Source organism: Mucilaginibacter sp. OK268 (assembly GCF_900103125.1).
Lineage (GTDB): Bacteria > Bacteroidota > Bacteroidia > Sphingobacteriales > Sphingobacteriaceae > Mucilaginibacter.
Genome location: NZ_FNJV01000002.1, coordinates 104,460 through 124,815 on the forward strand (window position 1 = coordinate 104,460; position 20,356 = coordinate 124,815).

The 20,356-nt window shown below is 36.7% G+C and carries 19 protein-coding genes; 12 read left to right on the forward strand and 7 right to left on the reverse strand.

The window, feature by feature from the left end; all coding sequences use genetic code 11:
- The first annotated feature begins 68 nt into the window (after positions 1 to 68).
- The 3 genes from BLR84_RS06275 to BLR84_RS06285 are packed head-to-tail and all read left to right on the forward strand — an operon-like array spanning position 69 to position 1,407.
- Complete coding sequence (locus BLR84_RS06275) at positions 69 to 569, forward strand: DUF1281 family ferredoxin-like fold protein (protein ID WP_090466101.1); 501 nt, start codon at positions 69 to 71, stop codon at positions 567 to 569.
- Positions 570 to 579: 10 nt separating this feature from the next.
- Positions 580 to 975: a hypothetical protein gene (locus tag BLR84_RS06280; protein ID WP_143013843.1), complete on the forward strand. Its 396-nt coding sequence runs from the start codon at positions 580 to 582 to the stop codon at positions 973 to 975.
- A gap of 12 nt (positions 976 to 987) precedes the next feature.
- Positions 988 to 1,407 (forward strand): hypothetical protein, encoded by a 420-nt coding sequence (locus BLR84_RS06285; protein WP_090466107.1) that lies wholly within the window; start codon positions 988 to 990, stop codon positions 1,405 to 1,407.
- Between the two features lie 5 nt (positions 1,408 to 1,412).
- Here the strand turns inward: BLR84_RS06285 and BLR84_RS06290 are convergent, their stop codons facing one another.
- A complete protein-coding gene (locus BLR84_RS06290) occupies positions 1,413 to 2,525 on the reverse strand; it encodes an HNH endonuclease domain-containing protein (protein WP_090466110.1) in 1,113 nt (370 codons plus the stop codon).
- 95 nt (positions 2,526 to 2,620) lie between these two features.
- Here BLR84_RS06290 and dndC point away from each other — a divergent pair, with 95 nt between their 5' ends.
- The 5 genes from dndC to BLR84_RS06315 all read left to right on the forward strand — a co-directional run bounded on the left by dndC (position 2,621) and on the right by BLR84_RS06315 (position 8,594).
- Entirely contained in the window at positions 2,621 to 3,946 is a 1,326-nt protein-coding gene (gene dndC, locus BLR84_RS06295; RefSeq protein WP_090466111.1) for a DNA phosphorothioation system sulfurtransferase DndC, read from the forward strand.
- Positions 3,940 to 6,078 (forward strand): AAA family ATPase, encoded by a 2,139-nt coding sequence (locus tag BLR84_RS06300; RefSeq protein ID WP_090466114.1) that lies wholly within the window; start codon positions 3,940 to 3,942, stop codon positions 6,076 to 6,078. The genes dndC and BLR84_RS06300 overlap by 7 nt, the downstream gene beginning before the upstream one ends.
- Positions 6,068 to 6,460, forward strand: a complete 393-nt coding sequence (locus BLR84_RS06305) for a DndE family protein (protein WP_090466116.1) — start codon at positions 6,068 to 6,070, stop codon at positions 6,458 to 6,460. Before BLR84_RS06300 ends, BLR84_RS06305 begins: the two co-directional genes overlap by 11 nt.
- 87 nt (positions 6,461 to 6,547) lie before the next feature.
- Positions 6,548 to 7,228 (forward strand): hypothetical protein, encoded by a 681-nt coding sequence (locus BLR84_RS06310; protein WP_090466119.1) that lies wholly within the window; start codon positions 6,548 to 6,550, stop codon positions 7,226 to 7,228.
- Position 7,229: 1 nt separating this feature from the next.
- Positions 7,230 to 8,594 carry a DGQHR domain-containing protein gene (locus tag BLR84_RS06315; RefSeq protein ID WP_090466122.1) on the forward strand — a complete coding sequence of 455 codons (1,365 nt, stop codon included), beginning with the start codon at positions 7,230 to 7,232 and terminating at the stop codon, positions 8,592 to 8,594.
- A gap of 22 nt (positions 8,595 to 8,616) precedes the next feature.
- On the opposite strand, the gene BLR84_RS06320 is transcribed toward BLR84_RS06315, so the two are convergent.
- The 5 genes from BLR84_RS06320 to BLR84_RS06340 form a co-directional block, all read right to left on the reverse strand.
- Complete coding sequence (locus BLR84_RS06320; protein ID WP_090466125.1) at positions 8,617 to 9,675, reverse strand: AlbA family DNA-binding domain-containing protein; 1,059 nt, start codon at positions 9,673 to 9,675, stop codon at positions 8,617 to 8,619.
- The gene (locus tag BLR84_RS06325; RefSeq protein ID WP_090466128.1) at positions 9,672 to 11,861 is read right to left on the reverse strand and encodes an ATP-binding protein; all 2,190 of its coding nucleotides are present in this window, start codon (positions 11,859 to 11,861) and stop codon (positions 9,672 to 9,674) included. Before BLR84_RS06325 ends, BLR84_RS06320 begins: the two co-directional genes overlap by 4 nt.
- Position 11,862: 1 nt before the next feature.
- Complete coding sequence (locus BLR84_RS06330) at positions 11,863 to 12,081, reverse strand: hypothetical protein (RefSeq protein ID WP_090466131.1); 219 nt, start codon at positions 12,079 to 12,081, stop codon at positions 11,863 to 11,865.
- Positions 12,078 to 14,294, reverse strand: a complete 2,217-nt coding sequence (locus BLR84_RS06335; RefSeq protein WP_090466134.1) for a DEAD/DEAH box helicase family protein — start codon at positions 14,292 to 14,294, stop codon at positions 12,078 to 12,080. The genes BLR84_RS06330 and BLR84_RS06335 overlap by 4 nt, the downstream gene beginning before the upstream one ends.
- 177 nt (positions 14,295 to 14,471) lie before the next feature.
- Entirely contained in the window at positions 14,472 to 14,696 is a 225-nt protein-coding gene (locus BLR84_RS06340; protein ID WP_090466137.1) for a helix-turn-helix domain-containing protein, read from the reverse strand.
- A gap of 331 nt (positions 14,697 to 15,027) precedes the next feature.
- On the opposite strand from BLR84_RS06340, the gene BLR84_RS06345 reads away from it, so the two are divergent.
- Entirely contained in the window at positions 15,028 to 15,597 is a 570-nt protein-coding gene (locus tag BLR84_RS06345) for a hypothetical protein (RefSeq protein ID WP_090466140.1), read from the forward strand.
- Between the two features lie 14 nt (positions 15,598 to 15,611).
- Here the strand turns inward: BLR84_RS06345 and BLR84_RS06350 are convergent, their stop codons facing one another.
- Positions 15,612 to 15,836, reverse strand: a complete 225-nt coding sequence (locus tag BLR84_RS06350; protein ID WP_090466142.1) for a helix-turn-helix domain-containing protein — start codon at positions 15,834 to 15,836, stop codon at positions 15,612 to 15,614.
- A gap of 397 nt (positions 15,837 to 16,233) precedes the next feature.
- Between BLR84_RS06350 and BLR84_RS06355 the strand changes: the two genes are divergently transcribed.
- From BLR84_RS06355 to BLR84_RS06365, 3 genes are all read left to right on the forward strand, one after another.
- Positions 16,234 to 16,461, forward strand: coding sequence for a hypothetical protein (locus tag BLR84_RS06355; protein ID WP_143013844.1), 228 nt, complete (start codon positions 16,234 to 16,236; stop codon positions 16,459 to 16,461).
- Between the two features lie 105 nt (positions 16,462 to 16,566).
- On the forward strand, positions 16,567 to 17,154 hold the full coding sequence (locus BLR84_RS06360; protein WP_090466148.1) for a TlpA family protein disulfide reductase: 588 nt from the start codon (positions 16,567 to 16,569) through the stop codon (positions 17,152 to 17,154).
- Entirely contained in the window at positions 17,151 to 20,348 is a 3,198-nt protein-coding gene (locus BLR84_RS06365; protein ID WP_090466151.1) for a SusC/RagA family TonB-linked outer membrane protein, read from the forward strand. The genes BLR84_RS06360 and BLR84_RS06365 overlap by 4 nt, the downstream gene beginning before the upstream one ends.
- Positions 20,349 to 20,356: the final 8 nt, after the last annotated feature.

Genomic DNA, 20,356 nt, shown 5'->3' on the forward strand with positions numbered 1-20,356 from the left:
CTCAAAAAACATATGGAAGAGGCTGGCAAAAAAGAAAAATAATTCTTTAACGATTAAAAACAGGAAACATGGCAAACTGGTGCAGCAACACGGTAGAATTTATTGGCGAACACAGCCAATTTGAGGATTTGGGAAAGCTTTTTAAAGCAATGGCGGCGAAAGAAAAAAAGAATAGAGCGGGACAGCTTCCTCCTTTTGCACAGGGTGACAGGGGATATCTTTTTGACATCCGCTGGGAGGATGGTATGCTGTATTATGAGACGAAGTGGTCTCCGAATACGGCGGTCATCGTGGCGATTGCTGAACATTTTAGAATGGGTTTCAGGTACAGCTACAGCGAGCCGGGTAACGGTACGTTCGGGGAAGCGGCTTACCGGGACGGCACACTTACGGATGTTGCGCTGGACTGGGACGACATCGCCTCATATGAATTTGATGAGGATACGGACACCTACCGCTTTGAGAACCAAAATTATGATAACAGCGAGGAAATCCTCGAAATACTGCTGGTCAGGAAACAGGCCATCACGGCATTGAAGGATCTGAACTTTGGTAATGATACCAATTAATATCATCACTATGTATTTTGAAAAAACAACCAATGGTATTGAATATACCGAAGCGCTCGTAAGCAGCGAAGGCGCTGGCTTTACGCTTTATACGACAATTGAATACACTTCCGAACTGATTAAAGAAGCTGTAGCCGAAATCAGGCGGCAGCGGGATGTGGTTTATATCAGGTTAGCGGGTGAGGAAGACTGGAATGAGCGTTACCGGGATGAAATATTCCGGCACCCGCTGACAAGGCCGCTCCGCTGGTTCGAAATTAATGCGGATACGCCGCAGTTGCTGCGGTATCATCGCCTCAAAGGGACAACTATTGATGAATACGTCCGCCAATTTGTTCTGCCCTGCACCTTTGAAACCAAAGCCCGGAACCTGAAGAAATACGGAAAAAGCATACTGGAATACTAATGATTTAAAAAGATGGTAAAGATTAAAGAAGGCTATGTCATGTCTCCCCGTGAAAAGGCAGAGTTTGACAGGGTGAACGCGCTCCCGAGAAAAACAAGCGGAAGGGTCGACTATTATTTCAAACCGCAAACCAAATATCCGCCCCGCATTTATGTTTTTATGCATGCTGAAATCTGGTGTGACCGTAACCGCAGGCCGATGGGTCTATACTATGCTGTCCCTTTTCTTTCCCGACCGATGAACAAGGAGGAAATTGAATATCACCATTTCAATATCCGGCTATGTTACCACCAGTATGAAGACTGGAATAAACTGATCTATGCGGAAGAACAGGAAGCGGATGAACTGGACAAGGAAAATCCGGGTTCAGGCAAGCTATTCTTAGAAATGCTAAAAAGCTTTCAGGGACAATTTAATTTATCCATGGCCTAAAATAGCTAAAGTTCATAGATGTAGTTGGCTTTAAATCCCAAATTTTCAGCTATCCGGTAGTTGTTTGTTATTTCTAAGCCAATTACATTTTTAAAATCCTCACTATTGATCAGTTGAAGTTCAGTTTGCTTAAAAAGGACTTGATAATCCTCTAATAGTCGATTATTACCTAAATCAACATGCATTTTAAAAGCATCGAATTGCAAATCGCAAAAAGTGCTTAAATAGGATTTCAGATTAGGGAGAGCATCACTTTTAGATGAATTTACTGATTTAATTGTTGGAATAATATTCCATAACTGGTCATGAGCCACGTAGCTCCAGGGAATAAAATGATCTAAGCTGAACCCTGTTTTCGGAATCAAGCGGCTACAATAAACACAAGATACTTCTGAAGAAAATAAATATTTGCTCCAGAATACTTTGGCATCTTTTAGATCTCGAAATTTGGGCTTTTCCAACTTTTCTGAAAGTCCTACGACACCGGGGTTATTTTTTTGCAAAAAGCGAACTAAATGCCATGAAATGAAGCCCTTTAAAATATATTGGTGAACTTTAAAATATTCAATCCACTTCTCACTTAATATTATGCCATTAGGCACAATTCGATAAGGTGTATAATGTTTTAAACGTTCTTCGTTGGTTAGCTTTTCAATGATATTATTAACTTGTTGATCTCTGGTTCCTCTTAATTGATTATTAAAAAAGGGACTTAAAAACCTGTATGTTACCCATCTTTTTAAAGTTTCCTTTATTGATCGTTTTATATTGTAAGCGATTTCTTCGGGCAATTTATTTTCGATTTGCCACATCAATGTTGGGGCGTTAAGGCTGTTGTCAACCCGCATATAGGATGAGACTGATATAGCCAGGTTTCTAAAGCTATCTTGTTTTCCAAACGACAACTTGAAATAATCTAACGGATACCAGACAGATGATAACATTCTGAGAGATAATTCCTCCATGCTAATGAAAGGATCATTTCTTTCTGCAACGTGATCCAGAATAGCTAAAAACCAATAAAACTTATATGAATTTAATACATTCTTAAAGCAGTTGCTTAGGTTTTTTATATCTAAATCTTTATAACCCGGCAGGTCGTCATTTGAAAAACTCATTAAATATTACTTTTCCACAATGTAGATAATTATTCACTACTATGACTAATTGTTACCTTATTCTAATATGTTAAGTTTAAATTTGCATATATACTATGGCACTAAATATTAAAGACATTGAGGCTGAAATCATTGATCAGTACATTAATGACGACAATCCAAGACCCTGGATAATAGGCTTTTCCGGCGGTAAAGATAGCACTATGCTCCTTCAATTGGTTTGGCTGTCGATCTTGAAAATTGACCCTATTCTGCGTAGCAGAAAGGTATACATCGTATGTAATGACACTTTGGTAGAAAATCCAAAGATCGCTCAGTTTATCAATATAACACTGCACAACATCCAAAAAGCTGCTGCAGAGCAAAATTTACCGATTACAGTGCACCAGACTACTCCGCGGTTAGAAGACACTTTTTGGGTAAATCTATTAGGGAAAGGGTATCCAGCACCAAATAATTCATTCAGGTGGTGTACAGATCGCTTAAAAATCAACCCAACTACGGAGTTTATACGGAGCAAAATTAGTGAGGTTGGTGAAGCCATAATTTTATTAGGGACGCGAAGTGACGAAAGCGCAACTCGCGCGAAAAGCATAGCAAACAATAAAATTCATATCGATAGCGAACGGCTTCGCAGACACGTTTTACCTAACGCATTTGTTTTTTCACCCATTTCCGATGTACTAACCGATGAATTGTGGACCTACTTATTACAAGTTAATCCACCTTGGGGCGGAACACATAGGGCTTTAGTTACACTTTATCGTAATGCAACCGGGGGTGATTGTCCTTTAGTTATAGATACTACTACCCCCTCTTGCGGTCAAAGCCGTTTCGGTTGCTGGGTTTGCAGCGTAGTCAAACGGGATAAATCAATGGAAGCTTTGATTGACAATGGTGAAGAATGGATGGAACCACTCGTAGAATTTCGTGATATGCTGGTAGATTTTCGAAATGATAGAAGCTGGAGACAGACCTGGAGAAGAAACTCGAGCGCTGATGATGCCGATGAAGAGACCTGGGGGCCTTATTTACCCGAAAAAAGAGCCTATATGCTTAGTATTTTGCTAAAAGCGCAAAAGCAAGTACAAGAGGAAGATCCAAATTTGATTTTGATAAATTATCAGGAGCTTGTTGCCATTCAAGTGACTTGGCACCGGGATTCGATCTTTGATTTCAATGTGGCAGATATTTATAACAGCGTTTATAAAACCCAAATGAAAAATGAAGATTTTTCAGACGGACAAGTATTCGAAAAAGATCTTTTAAAGGAGATTTGTGCTGATCCTGCTGATTTTAACTTGATCTCGGAACTTTTGGAAATTCAAAAATCAAAAATAATTTTAGTCAACAATTTTGGTATACAAAGCGATTTTGAAAATCATATTGAGAGAGACTTTAAAAAACGTTCAGTATGTTAATTGATAAAATTAGTGTACGCAATTTTCGGGTTTATCATGGAAGTCATGATTTGTCCTTATCTATCAATCCTGAAAAGCATGTTACCGTAATTTCTGGACAAAATGGTTTTGGAAAAACATCCTTACTTACTTCATTAGTTTGGGTTTTATACGGCAAACTAATGACTGATGTGGATGAGCGTTATCGAAAAGAAATATACGAAAGTGGCGGATATAAGAAATATGCCACCAAACTAATGAACCGCCCCGCATTAGAAGAAGCCCATTCCCAGGATTCTGAATTGAAAAGAGCAGTGCAGGGCACCAATAATGTATTAGAAAAAGAAAACGGCCGGCAGAAGATTGCTGAGGCGTTTTCTTTTAGTGTAACCGTTTATTTAACTAATATATTTATTCCTCATTTATCTTGTAAACAAGTATCTATCAAAAGAACCTATCACATAATATCCGGGAATGAAACTATTGAAATTTTAATCGATGGTAAGCCAAATGAATTAACAAAGACGATAGGTACTGAGATATTCATCAACGATTTTATCCTACCAAAGGAAATAGCCAAATTCTTTTTCTTTGACGCGGAGAAGATTACAGCCCTGGCTGAAGTTAAAAGCTTAGAGGAAAAACAATATTTTAGCAAGGCATATACCGAAGTCCTCGGCATTAAAAAGTACACCGACCTTAAGTCAAATCTTGAAAATTTGCTTTTGCGAATTAGTAAGAAATCGGCTGATAAAGCTGACCTTAAAAAAATAGAAACGCATCAGCAAAAATTAATTGAGAACAATAATCTCTTAGAGCTTTATCAAAACAATCTAATTAAAAAGGAACAGGAATGGATAATCAAGAAAAGTGATTTCTCTGAAATTCAAGAAAGATTGGTTCGTGCCGGCAGTGCAATGAGTTTTGAAGAATTACAAGAATTCAAGAAAATCAGAATTCAATTGAAAGAAGAGATTGTTAAGAATAAGAACAGGTTTAATGATCTTCTTGAGTTAGCCCCGTTTGCAATGCTTGCAAGGAAAATGCATGAAGTACGGCGACAACTTAATTTAGAGGAACGACAAGCTCATCATCAGTTGATTAGCAATTTGATGCAGGAGAAATATAATGCCTTACTTGCTGCTTTTAATGAACTTCCTGAATTCAATTCAAAAAAAATAGAAAATATTTTGGCTGAAAACTTAGTTGCTGATGTAAATACAGAACAAAAAGTATTACTAAATTTTAATTCAGAACAGCATAATCTATTTAATGCGGTTATGGATAATTTGGGAAATGTCTATAGTAAGCAATTCAAAACCCTGGTTGCCGATGGACGACGTTTACAAAGCACTTATAACATTACCCAAAAGAAAGTCCAGGATGCAGAGGCAAAAGCAGATGATCCGGTAATTAAGGCGCTGAAAGAAACGTACATCTCCCTACAAAATGAAATTAATACCCTGGAAAATAGCATCTTAGATATAAAGGTTAAAATTGGCATACTGGAGAAGGAAATTATTGGTATTAAACGCCAGCTTTCCGAACAGACAAAACATATTCGAATTGAAGAATCGGACCAACTTAAGGCAGAAACAGCAGAACGGCTCATTAAACAGTTGGAAACTTTTATTTATCAGTTGAAGCAAAAGAAAAAAGGCTCATTAGAAAAAAACATAAAAAAAGAGCTTAATCGGCTTATGCACAAAAGCGATTTTGTTGAAAGAGTTGAAGTAAAGGTAGAAGGTGATTTGATAGATGTGGATTTATATGACTTTAGTAAATCAATTATCAATAAAGACAGTCTATCAAAGGGAGAACAACAATTGTATGCTACTGCATTATTAAAAGCATTAATTACAGAATCTAATATTCAATTTCCGGTATTTATTGATAGCCCTTTGCAAAAACTGGATAAATTACATGCGGGTAATATCATCAAAGATTTTTATCCAACGATTTCTTCCCAGGTTGTGGTATTTCCATTATTGGAAAAAGAATTAAATTTTGAAGAGTACTTAATGCTTTTGCCAAAAGTTGGCAAAAGCTATCTTATCACTCAGACAGCTCCCTATAAATCAAAATTTTCTGACGTTTCGCCAGAGGTATTATTCGATCAGTTTAATAATTTGCAAAGGTCATATGTTCAGTAACATAAAAACATCAAAGATTAATAGAGATGTTGTAACACAGTTAACCAACAAATTAAATCTGGGAGCTGAAAACGTTATTGCAAGGATGGCTTTTAGCTATTCCTTATCCAAGGATATCAAGTTGGATTTGAATAATATTCAAGATTCCGCTGGTAAAGAATATAATACCAAGGTTTTATTTGGAAACTATACTGATGTTTATATAGCATTAATATGTGTGCACTATAATTTGAATAAATCAGATAAGGACATTCCCAAGTATGTTAAAATGCACATAGATGAAGGGTTACAACTTATAAGCAAAGACATTCTAAATAAGGATTCAATAACTGGAACTGATTTCCTGATAAATGAAATCGAAAAAAATATCTCTTTTTTTTAGTCGAAATTGTTTTATAAACTATAATATAGCTAAATTGGATTGAAATATTATTGTTATAATTTCGTGAGCCTCAATCCTTTGTACTAAATGTTTAAGAAGACATCTATTTACTTTTCCTCTAAGAAATACGAGGTTCATTTATTTAAGCTTTTAGGTTTTACCAATCAGGAATATAGCACCTATAAGATAGTTTCGATAGCACGGCAGAAAAAAACCAAAAGCTGGTTTTTTAATAATCTCTACTTTCCATCAATGGTTATTATTTCGCCAATCTTTCTTACCATTATTCATAATTATTTTAATTCTTTTGCCTATCATAAGACCGTAACAGAAATACTCATAGGAGGTAGTGTTACTCTTTTAGGGATCAATGTTATCCGAACTGCATCTACAGCAATCTCAGAAAAGCTAATTCCTGCGAATGTACCAGAAAATTTTGTTGGCCGTATTACGGATCTGATTGACGAGATTGATATAATAAGAAACAAGTTGGAAAGAAGAGTATGGTCTTTGTCCTCAATTGGTTGGCTTTTGTACATTTTGCAAATAGGACAATTTGTAAACACATCCCACCCTTTTATCTACGTCATTCTCGTTTTAGTGATAGGCTTAACATTAATTTCAGTTTTACATGGGAGATTTATTGTGTTGATGAAAACTAATATATTAGACACTGAAGATTCAGTTACCTTACTTTTTGGAAGGCTATTATCTCAAAAAAACGACTTTACAGATTTGGAAAGTAAGCTAAAAGAACAAGGGTTATAAAATGGAAACGAAAATTATAAACCTTAACAATAGGGATTATCTCAAAGTCCAGTTATTAAAAGTAACACAAAAATCGAAATCCTTTTATTTGGCAACAATTAATGCAACTAATTTTTTGGAGGTTTTTACAGTAAGACCTGCTCAATATGATTTAGATAAACATTCTTCGTTAGCTAATTCTTTTGAACAAGATGATAAATATTACTCGCACTTAATCAATGACGACAAACTTAATATCAATGAGAAGGATTTTCAGCGTAACCCTAATGATGATAGGATCAACCAAATTGTAAGCTTTCTTAAAAATGAAGAATTCGCCTTTTTTCCCAATACCATAATTGCTAACTGTGAATTAATAAATGATTGGGAAAGTTTTGATATCAATGAAAACTCAACTGAAGAAGATTTCGCCAAGTTAGAGGACAAACCGGCTTTTTTAAGTTTTTTATGCAACCACAATGATAATTACTTTCTATATATCCCATATGTAAAAAACTCGGTTTTAGTCATTGATGGTCAGCATCGATTGGTTGGTTTGGAGAAATCTGATGTTTCAATACAGCAGGGATTTGATTTGATTATTGCCTTTATTATTGGGTTGGATAGGTCAATCATAGCAAAACAATTCTATACTATAAATTATGAACAAAAACCGGTAAATAAATCTCTATTATATCAGCTTACCGGGGAGTTTACACGAGAAATAGACGAATTATCCTTTATGCATAACGTCACTAAACTGCTAAACGAGTTAGATGGAAGTCCATTTAAAGGGAGAATTAAGATGCTCGGTATTACACCCAAAGGATTAAGTGCAGAGGTTAAAAGCAGGTTATCGATCTCACAGGCTTTTTTTATAGATTCTACGATTAGGTTTATTTCTGCAAAAGCAAAGGGCTCATTTTACGAACCAATTTTCCTGAAGTATTTTAAAAACACAGATAATCACATAAACATAGTAAGGGTAATTTCTCGATTTTTCAATGCAGTTTCTGAATTAAAACCAGAGTGGAACGTTCCGAGTGAAAGTATAATTTCTAAAGGGATGGGCGTAGGCGCATTGCTAAAAACGCTTAACCTACTATTCCTAAAAATCTTTAAAGATGAAATGAAAGAAGATTGGGCTAAAGTAGATTTGTTGAATGTTGAATTATTTAAAAGGGTTTTAATCGGAATAGGTGATGTTGATTTTACTAATACAGGTCCTTATGGAAAAACAGGAAGTGCTGGAAGCATATCAAAAATCCATAATGATATTTTGAGCAAATTGGAATATTTAGGAAAACCTCAAAATACTACCCAATTTATAGAACAGTATAAAGCACAGTATTGGGTAACTTTTGATGCAAAATTAAATGTGATCTAATAATTAAAACGTTTGGACCTACTTACCCCCACTGGCTTCTAATGTAACTGATCATCTCTGTTGCACTAAGACTTTTTGTTGAGGCTGATCTCCTAATATAAAACTCTTCTTTATTGTTGTCCATTTTGTTACATAATAAAACCTGCCCTTTAGCACTATGTCTCACTTTTATAACGCAGATCGTTTTATCTTCAATTACTGGATAGGAGATATCTAAAAGCGAAAATATGCCATTATTAAAATAACTTTCAATAAGATTATCAAGATGCTTTTGAAATTCGTCGAATCTGTCCTTATTTTCATTGAACGAATTAAAATCATTATCTAACCCTAAGACTTGCTTTTTGTCATCTACACCGATGATTAAAGAACCTCCACTGCTATTAAAAAATGCCGCAATGGTTTTCATGCATGAATGTTCCATTGCTTTATCTGGTTTATTAGTATGTAAATTCACCCGTAAAGTTGATTTAAATTCTACATTTGTAGTTTCTCCTACTTTAATTAGGGCTGTAATTATTCTTATAGGGCTAACCTCTTCGGTTATTTCTTCCTCATGCTCTTCTTCTTTGGTTTCCTCGATAGACTCTAATTTCTCGATTACATCATCCAAAACGTCAATAAATAAATATTGAGAGTTATCTAAATCATCACTATCATATTTATTTTTCAAATAATTTAATCCACCATGTGCATATTCCTCCAAAAAAGTGACAATATTTTTTAGAACATCTTCGATTTCTTTCTCACTCATATGCTCCAATTGATTCCAATCGAAGCCAATTTCTTCTGACCTGCTAAAAACAATAAATAGGATAAAATTGATAATAGGAGATTCCCTTTTCCATGCTCCTATTTTTGCAAATTCAGACGTATGTTTCCTTTCTGGTAATTCGATTTTGGAATTGATATGAATTCCTATGAAAAAGGAATATATGAATAACTCATACAATGCACCAAATTGACTGAATTGCCCAGATCGTTGTAGTTTATTAGCTAATGCGTCAAATACTTTTTGATTTGAGTTTGCGAAGTGAGGACTTTTGGCAAGAATAGCCGCTTTAAAATCTTGGCTGGTCATTTAATTTTCTTTTTTGTCGTATAAATATCAATCTGATCTAAGTCTTCGGGAATTTCATTTAGGTAAACAGTTTTTATATCCACATTGGATAATAATTCTTGCCCTAAAACATTAATTTTATTAGGGCTGGTTTTATCATAAAGATCCTTTATGAGAATTATACTCTGTGGAAAAACTTTCGCTGTTTCTTCGAAAAAACCTCTAATAAAGCCCTGTCCAAAGGCTGACAAAGGAGCGTCGGCGAGTAAAGGGTATTCATAGCCGGTTTTAGTTACAGAAATTATCGCCATCAATACTGATAGCACCTTCATTCTCTGAAATCCCTCTGATGCACCGGAGACTTCATTACCTAACTTATCGATATAAAAAAACTCAATAGTGTCATTGGCAGTATTAACGAATTTGAGTTTTCCGCCCTTGATATCGTTATATTTTATTAAATTTTTAAAATGCTGGTTAGCATAATTCTCCAAGGTATCAAGCATATTTTTATAAACTCTTGTCCTGGTTCTTTCTGCAGCATTTTTTAAATCAAATGCAAAACCATAATTTGTTTTATATGCTTCCGGGACGTCTTTAATTGACGCGCCCATTCTTCCAATTTCATCTCCAAGAAGATTGAGATCTCTTTTAATTTTCGCAACCCTTTCAGCGCTCGTCTCTAAATCAGCTTTTGCACGCTCCATTCTACTGATTGCTCCTCGGTATTGGCTCATTATTGCACGCTGACTGCTTGCATCAGAATCTTCCTCGCCTATAATTAGATGGGAGCGTTTATCTCGCTGATCTTTTATTTTTAATTGGAGCGACTTTATTTTATCATTGATCTCTTTTTCTTTAAGTCGAGTTTGTTTGACTGAATCTGGAACCGATGCCATTCTACTGATAAATGGCTGTGCTCCAGTCATAATTTCACTAAAAAAAGCACCTAAATCATTTTTAAAAACCTCAACTTCAATTTTCTTTCCAGGTCGTTCAAGTAGGCTGACTAAATGTTCATATGGCGGCGATCCTTTTTTCGCATCTCGATTGCATACATAGCAGAACTCTTTTTCAATCATGGTTCTGACTGTAATTGGGTCTGGCGATCCGACAGGCAAAAGGCTAACCTTATTTGAATTACTTTCGTTCAATTTATCAAGTCGGAAGGCTACATGCTTTTCTGTGTAAGCATTGTTTTTATTTTTAAATACTTCTACAAACTTTTCACATCCAAGTCCTAACCAGGCAAAATTCCCATCAAAAAATCTACTGTTTATTTTTGTAGTAAGTAATTCATATTCTTCCTTAACCAAGGTTAATTGCGAATTATAGTCCTTGATTTTGTCGTCAAATACTTTTCGTTTTTCTGCGTTTTCGTTTAGTGCCTCCAGTTTATCTACTTCGAGCCGGTTTTCGTCAAAGGATTCTTGAAATCGAAGATGTTTTTCTTCTTCATGAGCAAGTGATTCTCTCTTATCAATTTGATCGCGAATTATTCTATCGTAATTCGCTGTATCTTCTGTTGATGACTCAATTTTCCTATTTAAGCTTTCCTCTGCCCTCTTAGATATATACGCTGTAATTTCTTTCAGGTCTTCGTATTTATTAATCGAAGTTAATGTTGTAACAGCATTTTTTATAGCTTTTGGATCAGAGAAGTCTATTAATTTATCTACTTCCTCTCCTTGAAATAAGGAATAAGGACGGAGATTAACCTGTATTAATTTATTTAAAATCTTGATCTTTTCTTCTTCATCATAAACAGGATGGTAAGTGAGCAATATGATGTCTTTTTTTGAAATTTCGATTTCATTAATAAAAACCTGCCAATCGCGCTGTTCAGTAATTGATTCACCAAGCTTTTTAGCCCTTAGGCTTTTTACTATTTGGTACCGATAACGATTATCTGAATACTGAATTTTCACACCGCATTCAATAATATCCCCTACACTTGCCTCAGCTTTGGCTTTATCTGAAATCATTTTTACGGCAAAAGTTTTTACTTGGGCTTTTTTCTTTGTGTCAGAGTCCCACACTTCATCATAAAAAAGCCACATGAACCCGTTAAAAAACTTCGATTTTCCTGTTCCATTGTCTGCTATGACAATATTAACCCCATCTGTAAAATCATATTCGTTCTTATCGTAAGTCCCATAGTAGTTAAAGAAGTTATGAAAGCTTACCTGATTAATGATCGAGGCCATATTATGCGATTTTTACTATATTTTTAATTTTATTATAGACCGATTGGGGAGCTAAATGCTGGTCCATAGTTGCTATGATTATTGCAGCAAGATATTCAATTATTTCATGTTCATAAGGCGCAGATAGCCTTGCATTATTGATCATTGAATCACTTAGACCGTATTTAGATTTAAGCTCTTCATCACTCAAAACATCTTTTAATAAGTTCTCTGGTGTCATTCTTGTAAATCTATTATTAATGTGTCAATATCAATATCATACTTTGCTGTAATATCAGCTAAAGCCGTTTGGGTATCCTTAAAATTCATCGATAAACTCGCAAAATAGGCAACTCTCATTAACTCTGATTTTAAAAGATTCTGCTCTATTTTAAATAAAGAAGGGTCTTGATCGGATGTCTGAGGTGTGACAATCATATCGTAAATACTTGCAAATAATTTATCCTTATGAGTCCGCAGTAATCTACCTCTTCTTTGAATATATTGTCTCGGATTACCTGTACTACTTGCAAAAATTCCGATTTCAGTTCTCGGAACATCAATTCCTTCATCAAGCATTTTCATAGCAAAAACTATATCAATTTCGCCGTTTGTAAATGCTTTAAGTAGGTTCCCATGTCCTGAATCAGCAGATGTGTAGGACGATAGCCTTAAATTCGGATCAAATTCATGTGCTTTTCTTATAAAAGTGTAAATCAACTTTTCGCCTTCAGGTTTTTCATCATACGAAATCCCTTCAGGTACATAGGTAAAAACAAATTTGAGTTTGTTCTTAGCGTTTAAATCCTTTAAAATTTTCATAAAGCAGGGGAGCTTTTGTCGAGCTTTATGAATTACTCTTTTTCTCTCTAAGAGCAATATTTCGACTATAGGACTATCCTTGAATTGTCCTTTGTCGAAATCAAAGTATTTCAATAATTCTTTTGATATCCTGTTATAAGTATCCTGCTCATCCGTTTCTAATTGTACAACGTTGGGGTAATAATAATAATTTGTCAGTCGCCCCTCCTTCAGGGCTCGCTCCATTGTGAAGCTGTAACAATAGGGTTCTTTGTCTTTAAAAAATTGGCTTAAAAACTCTGTGCCTTCAGGATCATATATTCTTTTGGGCGTTGCACTTAAACCGATTCGCTTTTTAGGGTCGATTTGGCTTAATACTTCTTTTATGTTTGGTGCTCCTAAATTGTGAGCTTCATCTGCGATTAGCAAAAAGTCCCTTTGGAATGTTTTGTAATACTTTTGAAACTTTGGCATTACAAAGCTGTCATTGATAGCTATAATTGCTAAGTTAGGTCTAATATCATATTTGTAGTTGCTGGAATAATCGGAGATTTCGCCTTGCCAATTATTTCCGCCACCAACTTTAAGAATATTATTAAAATTGAAACTTTTTAATTCACTTTCCCATTGCTCTAATAATGCCTTTGACGGAACCAAAACGATGATGTGATACTCACCTGTCTTATTAAATTCTGTCAATGCACAATTTAAAGCTGTAATCGTCTTTCCTGTTCCAGTGGCCATGGCGAATAGGCCTGAATAGTTATTTTTTTTCCAATTCTGATAAGCTTCCAATTGATATTCTCGGGGAGAACTATTAAATGGGAATTTCGGACTATTCTTAATAAAATCTATTTTGAGCTTAAATTCAGCTTCTCTTTTTCTATAGAATTCCTGGGCAGGTTTTGAAATTTCTTGTTGACTTCTCAAATAGAGTGAGGTGTCGAGTAATTCCAATTCGGTTTGTGTATTTCCAACCTTTTCAATAATACTGATTACTTCATCCGGCTTAAGGTAGATATAAGAAGAATGATTCTTATTGAAAATCAAATTAAAGTTCGTCCTTTCTTCCTCGATCCTGAAGATCTCTGTGTCACTTCCCCATGATTTATCTACTGTAAAGCTCTCTCCATTTTTTACAATACCTGAACTAGTGAAGTTTGCACTTCCATGAACGTATAAATAGTCGGCTCCATCAAAAAGTATAATTTTTTTATAATGTGACATCGCAATCGGCTTGTGCATAACCGGTTGTAATACCATTCTTTTTTGTGAAATTAGATATTTTAGGCAATCAAAAAAATGCTGTCCAAATGGCCCAAGCTCTCTCCGGAGTAAATCTAAATCGCTGAATATATTTATAACTGTATCCTGATTTTGTAATAGGGTGTCGACCAGCAAATTCTCCTTATCGATTTCGGTTAATTCATGATTCGTAACAATTCTCAAAACACCGCCATTATATATGAACTCTGCAAATCCCATGCAAAGGGTTCTAATAGCGTTAGTGCTAAAGTATCCAAGAACCATGTCCATAGTTTCAGCTTTGGGGATCGCTGTTTCGTAAAACTCAAGTGGAAGTCGCTTGGAATCTGAACTATATTGGCTCGATTGCGGGAAATCAATTGCTCGAAATTTATTTTCGTTATTCATTGGCCGCACTTCAATGGTCTAAGGTTTAATTTCAGATAAACAATGTCAATTGAATCAAAATAATTCTGACTTACATTGCGATTTAGCTTGAAATATACGAAAAGGTTTGAAGTCACCTATAAAATTGCAATAATTTTTTTGGTGGTTGAAATTGGATTCGATAATTACATTAAATATTTAGAAGTCCATCAATTCCTTTAAAGGGATTTCCAACCCTTTAGCAAGCTCAAACAAAGAGGCAAACGTCATGTTTATTTCACCTTTCTCATATCTCTTAATATCGCTGTGCTCTAAATCGCATTTGGCTGCTAATTTTCTGAAAGATAGGTTTTTGCTTTTTCGGAGCGTTTGAAGATGATGGCCGAATTTAATAAGATAATCTTTGGAGGTTTCACTTGCCATCACAGTATTTACAACTGGGGGAAAATTGGCTGTTTTCTATAAAAATAGTGTTGTGTTTTAACACAACACTATTTAGCTTTGTAAACGCCTCATTCAACCAGGCAAAGCTTTTATAAGTAGCGTTTAGTCGTTAAAGTAGTGTTCACAAATCATCTACGTCAATTGAATAAGAAGAGACATGTAATTTTTGCTTTGGCCTTAGTGCTTTTATGGTGCCTGGTCTATTTAGCTTATGAGCTTAAAATCTTCAACGGGTTATAAGTTTTACTAATATGTTTTTTCTTGAAGTTCTGGCCTTCTTTCCGTTGCTTTGTGATTAAACCCCTTTGTCATGGTAAAACATAAAACCAAACTCACAATGGTGGGCATTTGCTTTTTTATAGTTTCGATCTCAACCGCTCAGGTTCCCATAAGACTGGTAGCCGGACAATTGATTATCAATGACGGGTCCTTTGTTCCCAGGGCCGACAAATATCTATCGTTAACTGACACATTAGATAAAAGTATAAAAATCAATCCCTCTGATACAACCAGTCTGCTTTCTCGGGCTTTGTTATATGTACAGTTTAACAACCTTAGATCGGAACCAAATGCGTCCTCGGTCGTGGCTTTAAAGAATTTGACCATTGCAAAAAACATGGTGGAAAAAGCAATCAATCTTAAAATGATTGATTTTAATTTAAAAGTATTGCGTGCCCAGGTTTACAAAGAGTTATGTTACCGATTTTCCGGCGATGAATCCTGGAAATTTAATGCAAAGCAGATTGCTGAACGGAAAGCTCAATTTAACGCCTATAAGATGATGGCAAATAAATACTATGATGATCTCGCTTTATTGGATAAAGATAACGCATACGATTACCAGAAGCTTAAGGTAAATGTAAATTACCCTATACAATAGTCACGCGGTGTCAGTTAGATTTCGAAGTCTAATAATTCTTTAGGTTCAACGCCAAGTCCTTTGGCAAGTTCGAAAATGGTCGAGAGTTGAATATTAACTTTACCGTTTTCAATTTTTGAAATATTACTTTCATCCAAATCGCACCTTCGATCAACCTCGAGAAGGCTAAATCCTTTGGCCTCTCGGATTTTTTTTATATGTAAGCCAAAATTATTTTTAAGAATCGAGTAATCTTTCAAAGACTGAAATTTTATTTTTTCTAAATAGAGAAGTTTTTTTTCACTATTTCACGGTATAATTCTACCGTGAATAATTTTTTTTTATTATATTTGATTTATGATTTAGAATTGATTTACGTTATTTTGCGACTCTTCAGATAATATAAGAAGCATTCGCACTTAAAATCTCGCCTTAGAAAACTGGTAATTTTAAAAGGGAACGAGAAGATGGGTGAAATGCTCACGCTATAGGCGTGGGCTCACTTGTCCGTTCCCGGGTTCTTACCAGTACCTCTAAGGCGGCTAAGCTGAGTTCCACGCCTTATTTTTCTTCGTGATGCCGGCTTACATAAATTTCTTGAAAATGGAAGTGGCAGTGATAAAAAATAATCTTACATCAAATTCATCCTTTCAAAGGATGGTTACATCTTTTTTTAAAAACAATACACCTGATTCTGCAAAGGTCCTTTTCTTCAAATTATTTCAATGCTGGACTACAAAAGATTGCACCATAAAATCTGAAGTTTCAGACAAAGAAGTAGCCCTGTTCTTCGATCAGTTAAGCGACCTGGTGGCCGCGGCTTACATAGTACACCAGGCGAACGGGGTTTCACAAAGCCAGCAGGGAGAGAATGGTCATGAATAGCTATCCTGTCCATTCCTGGCTGCTTCTTATTTCTCCCCCTGAATAACACGCTCCTAAAGATTTCAAGGAGTTTAATCCAATTTTTGACATTTAACAACAACTAAAATGAAGCTAAAAATATGCTTACTGGGATTACTATGCCTTTTTTTTGAGGCTAAAGCCCAAACAAAACCAACCACTAAATTTCTGGAGGTCGGCGATAAAATGCCGAATGTACAGATCACAAACATTATGAACTGGAAATCAAAAACTGCAAAAATTTCAGACTTCAAAGGCAAGATCATCATTCTTGATTTCTGGAATTCTTTCTGTGGCGGATGTATAGCCGGTTTTCCTAAACTGGATTCACTTCAGCGCCAATTCAAGGGGAAACTTCAGGTATTTCTTGTCAATCCCGAAAATGACCATGAAACCGAGAGAAGTATGAAGATAGTGATCGACCGCATGAATTCATGGTCTGCCCGGTCGTTTACACTTCCGATAGTTTATCGGGATAAAGCGCTTTCGGAAAACTTCAGTTTTTATGGCGTACCCTATGCTGTATGGATTGGTCCGGATGGAACTATCGTTGCCATCCCCGATAAAAGCGAACTCACCGCAGAAAATATAGCAAAGGTTCTTGCGGGCGAGAAAGTTACCCTTAAACACCGGATCGAAAGAACTCGGACAATCCAAAGAAAGGTGACATTATGAAAAACAGATTTTTTCTTTTATGCTTAGCGTTATTTACGTTTAATCTGTCTGAGGCCTTCTCGCAAGATTTTGTAAAGATTTACGGTGAAGTAAAATCTGAAACAAATGAGCCAATTGAGGGCGCGACTATAACTGCAAAACACCAGTATCCTCGTCCAACTACCGATAAAAACGGCAGGTTTGAAATGACCATAATGGGGATAGATACGATAACTGTAACTCATATGGGGTTCAAACCGGCAATTAAAATAATTGATTCTAAGCTTTCGGCTCTGCTTCGTATAACGATGGAGCCGCTGGTAAATGAATTAAAGGAAGTTGTCGTAAGTACGGGCTATCAGGATATTCCCAAAGAAAGAGCTACAGGCTCATTTTATAAGCTGGATAATCAATTGCTTAATCAAAGAACAGGAACTGACATTATCAGCAGACTGGACGGCATCACGAGCAGTTTACAGATTGACCGTCGGGATCCTAATCAGCAGACTATCCAGATCCGTGGATTAAGCACACTCAATTATGATGCGTCTTCTCCCCTGATTGTCCTTGATAATTTCCCGTATTCAGGTAACATTAATAACATTAATCCCAATGACATTGAAAGCATTACTGTTTTGAAGGATGCGGCTGCATCATCAATTTGGGGCGCACGTGCAGGAAACGGTGTAATTGTCATCAATACAAAAAAGGCGAAAGCAAACCAGCGCCTTAACGTGGCTTTCAATTCCAATCTCACCCTGAAATCCAGGCCAAATCTTTTTTCGGGGAGTCAGATACCAGTCAGCAGTTATATTGATCTGGAGAAAAACCTGTTCAGTCAGGGTTATTACAACAACCTGTTTTCAGATCCCTCCTTCCCTGCCGTTTCACAGGTCGTTGCACTGCTTAACCAGACAAGGAATGGTGAAATCACAAGCGCTCAGGCTGATCAGCAAATAAATCAGCTGCGCACACAGGATGTAAGGAATGATTTTCAAAAGTACCTTTACCGGAATGTGTTGAACCAGCAGTACTATCTAAATCTCAACGGGTCAGGCAGCAGCGTTCGTTATCTTGTGTCGGCAGGCTATGATAAAGACGAGGATAACCTTCGCGGGAACAATAAAAACCGCCTGACCATCCGGTCCAATAATCAGATTGATCTCTCAAAGAAATGGCTGTTAAACACAGACGTTATCCTGACCCGGACAAACACAACGACTAATAGTCCGGGCGGTTACGGGTCATACAGGTACAACAACACAACTATGTCTCCTTATACCAGGCTCGTCAACAGTGATGGCTCGCCTGCAGCAGTTGACTTGTATTACAGCAGGGCCTTTACTGACACGGCAGGTAACGGACGTCTTTTAGACTGGAAATACAGGCCGCTGCAGGAACTGGCCAATAATGATAACCGATCTGCGATGACTGATATCTTGCTGAACGTGGGATCTTCATACAAGGTCTTAAACTGGCTGAAAGCGGACTTCAAGTATCAATTTGAACAATCGTGGTCATCAGCAAATAACCTTCAGAATCTGAATTCTTACTCAACCAGAGACTACATCAATACATTTACCCAACTGTCAGATAACAGTACTACTTATGCCGTTCCTAAAAACAGTATTCTGAACACTTATGATCAGGTTAATAAACAACAGGCCGTCCGTGGACAACTCACTTTCGATCAGTCCTGGGGTGATAAACATCAGATCTCCGCGATAGCGGGCTCCGAAATAAGGGAAACCCGCAGCAATTCAGCTACACAGGTTATTTATGGTTACGATCCGAACACGCTCACTACAATCGGTGTGGATTATGCCAATCAATATCCGACTTATGATGGTATATTCGGTGATAGTTATATCAACAACGGCACCAAGTACACGAGCTACCTGAACAGGTTTGTTTCAGTCTTTGCCAATGCTGCGTACACGTTTGATAATAAATATACGGTATCAGGCTCCGCCAGACGGGACGCCTCTAATTTATTTGGTGTACAAACCAATCAAAAGTGGGTGCCGCTCTGGTCTGCAGGCGCGTTATGGAAAATTGACCGCGAAAAGTTCTATAATGTTTCCTGGCTGCCTCAACTAAGCCTGAGAATAACCTACGGTGTCAGCGGCAACCTGTCCCCTAACGAATCAGCCTTAACGAAAATTCAATACTATACCGCCGCTACTTCGCCGATACGGGTTCCGTTCACAGGAATTGCCGCACCGCCTAATCCGCATCTTCGGTGGGAACAGGTAAAAACCTTCAACGCTGGTATCGATTTCAGCCTGTTTAATAACCGGCTCAGCGGCTCTGTCGAGTATTTCACCAAGAATTCCGTGGATCTGATAAACAGTGTCTTACTGGATGCTACTGTCGGTTTCACAAGTGCAAACCAAAACTCCGCAACGATATTTTCGAAAGGCGCTGATGTAGTTTTAAATTCTGTCAATCTGAACGGATCATTGAAATGGAAGTCAACTTTGTTGTTTAGTTATATCAACTTTAAAACGATAAAAAACCTGAACCCGCCAACCACGGCAGGATTAGTCAGCGATGGAAATACCATCTTTCCTGTATTGAATGAAAATCCATACGTTATCGTCAGCTACAAATGGGCCGGGCTTGACCCCAAAACGGGTGACCCGCAAGGTTACCTTAACGGTATCGTCAGCAAAGATTATGCGGCGATAGCACAAAACCCATTTGATCAGCAGGTAAAAAGCGGTTCAGCTCTGCCCCCGATATTCGGAACATTAAGAAACAGTTTCGATTGGAAACGATTTTCACTGGCCTTCAATCTTTCGTACCGGTTCAATTACTATTTCAGACGCCCAACAACTAATTACTCAAGCCTCATAACTTACGGCGCAGGGTATGCAGATTACGACCAGCGATGGCAGAAACCGGGTGATGAAGCACACACCAATGTACCGTCTTTCATTTACCCGGGAAATGATCTCAGAGATCAATTCTATCACTATGCATCTGTCAATGTAGAAAGAGCGGATAATGTTAAATTGGAGGAAGTGTACCTGAGTTACACTATTTATCCGGGTAAACGCTTGTTTGGAATAAAATCGCTACAATTCTACCTGTACGCAAACCAGCTCAACCTGATATTATGGAAAGCAAACCATGCCGGAATTGATCCGGACGTGCTGTATAACTATAAACCGCCGGTATCCCTTTCTGCCGGAATCAAAGCCAATCTTTAAATTTTAAA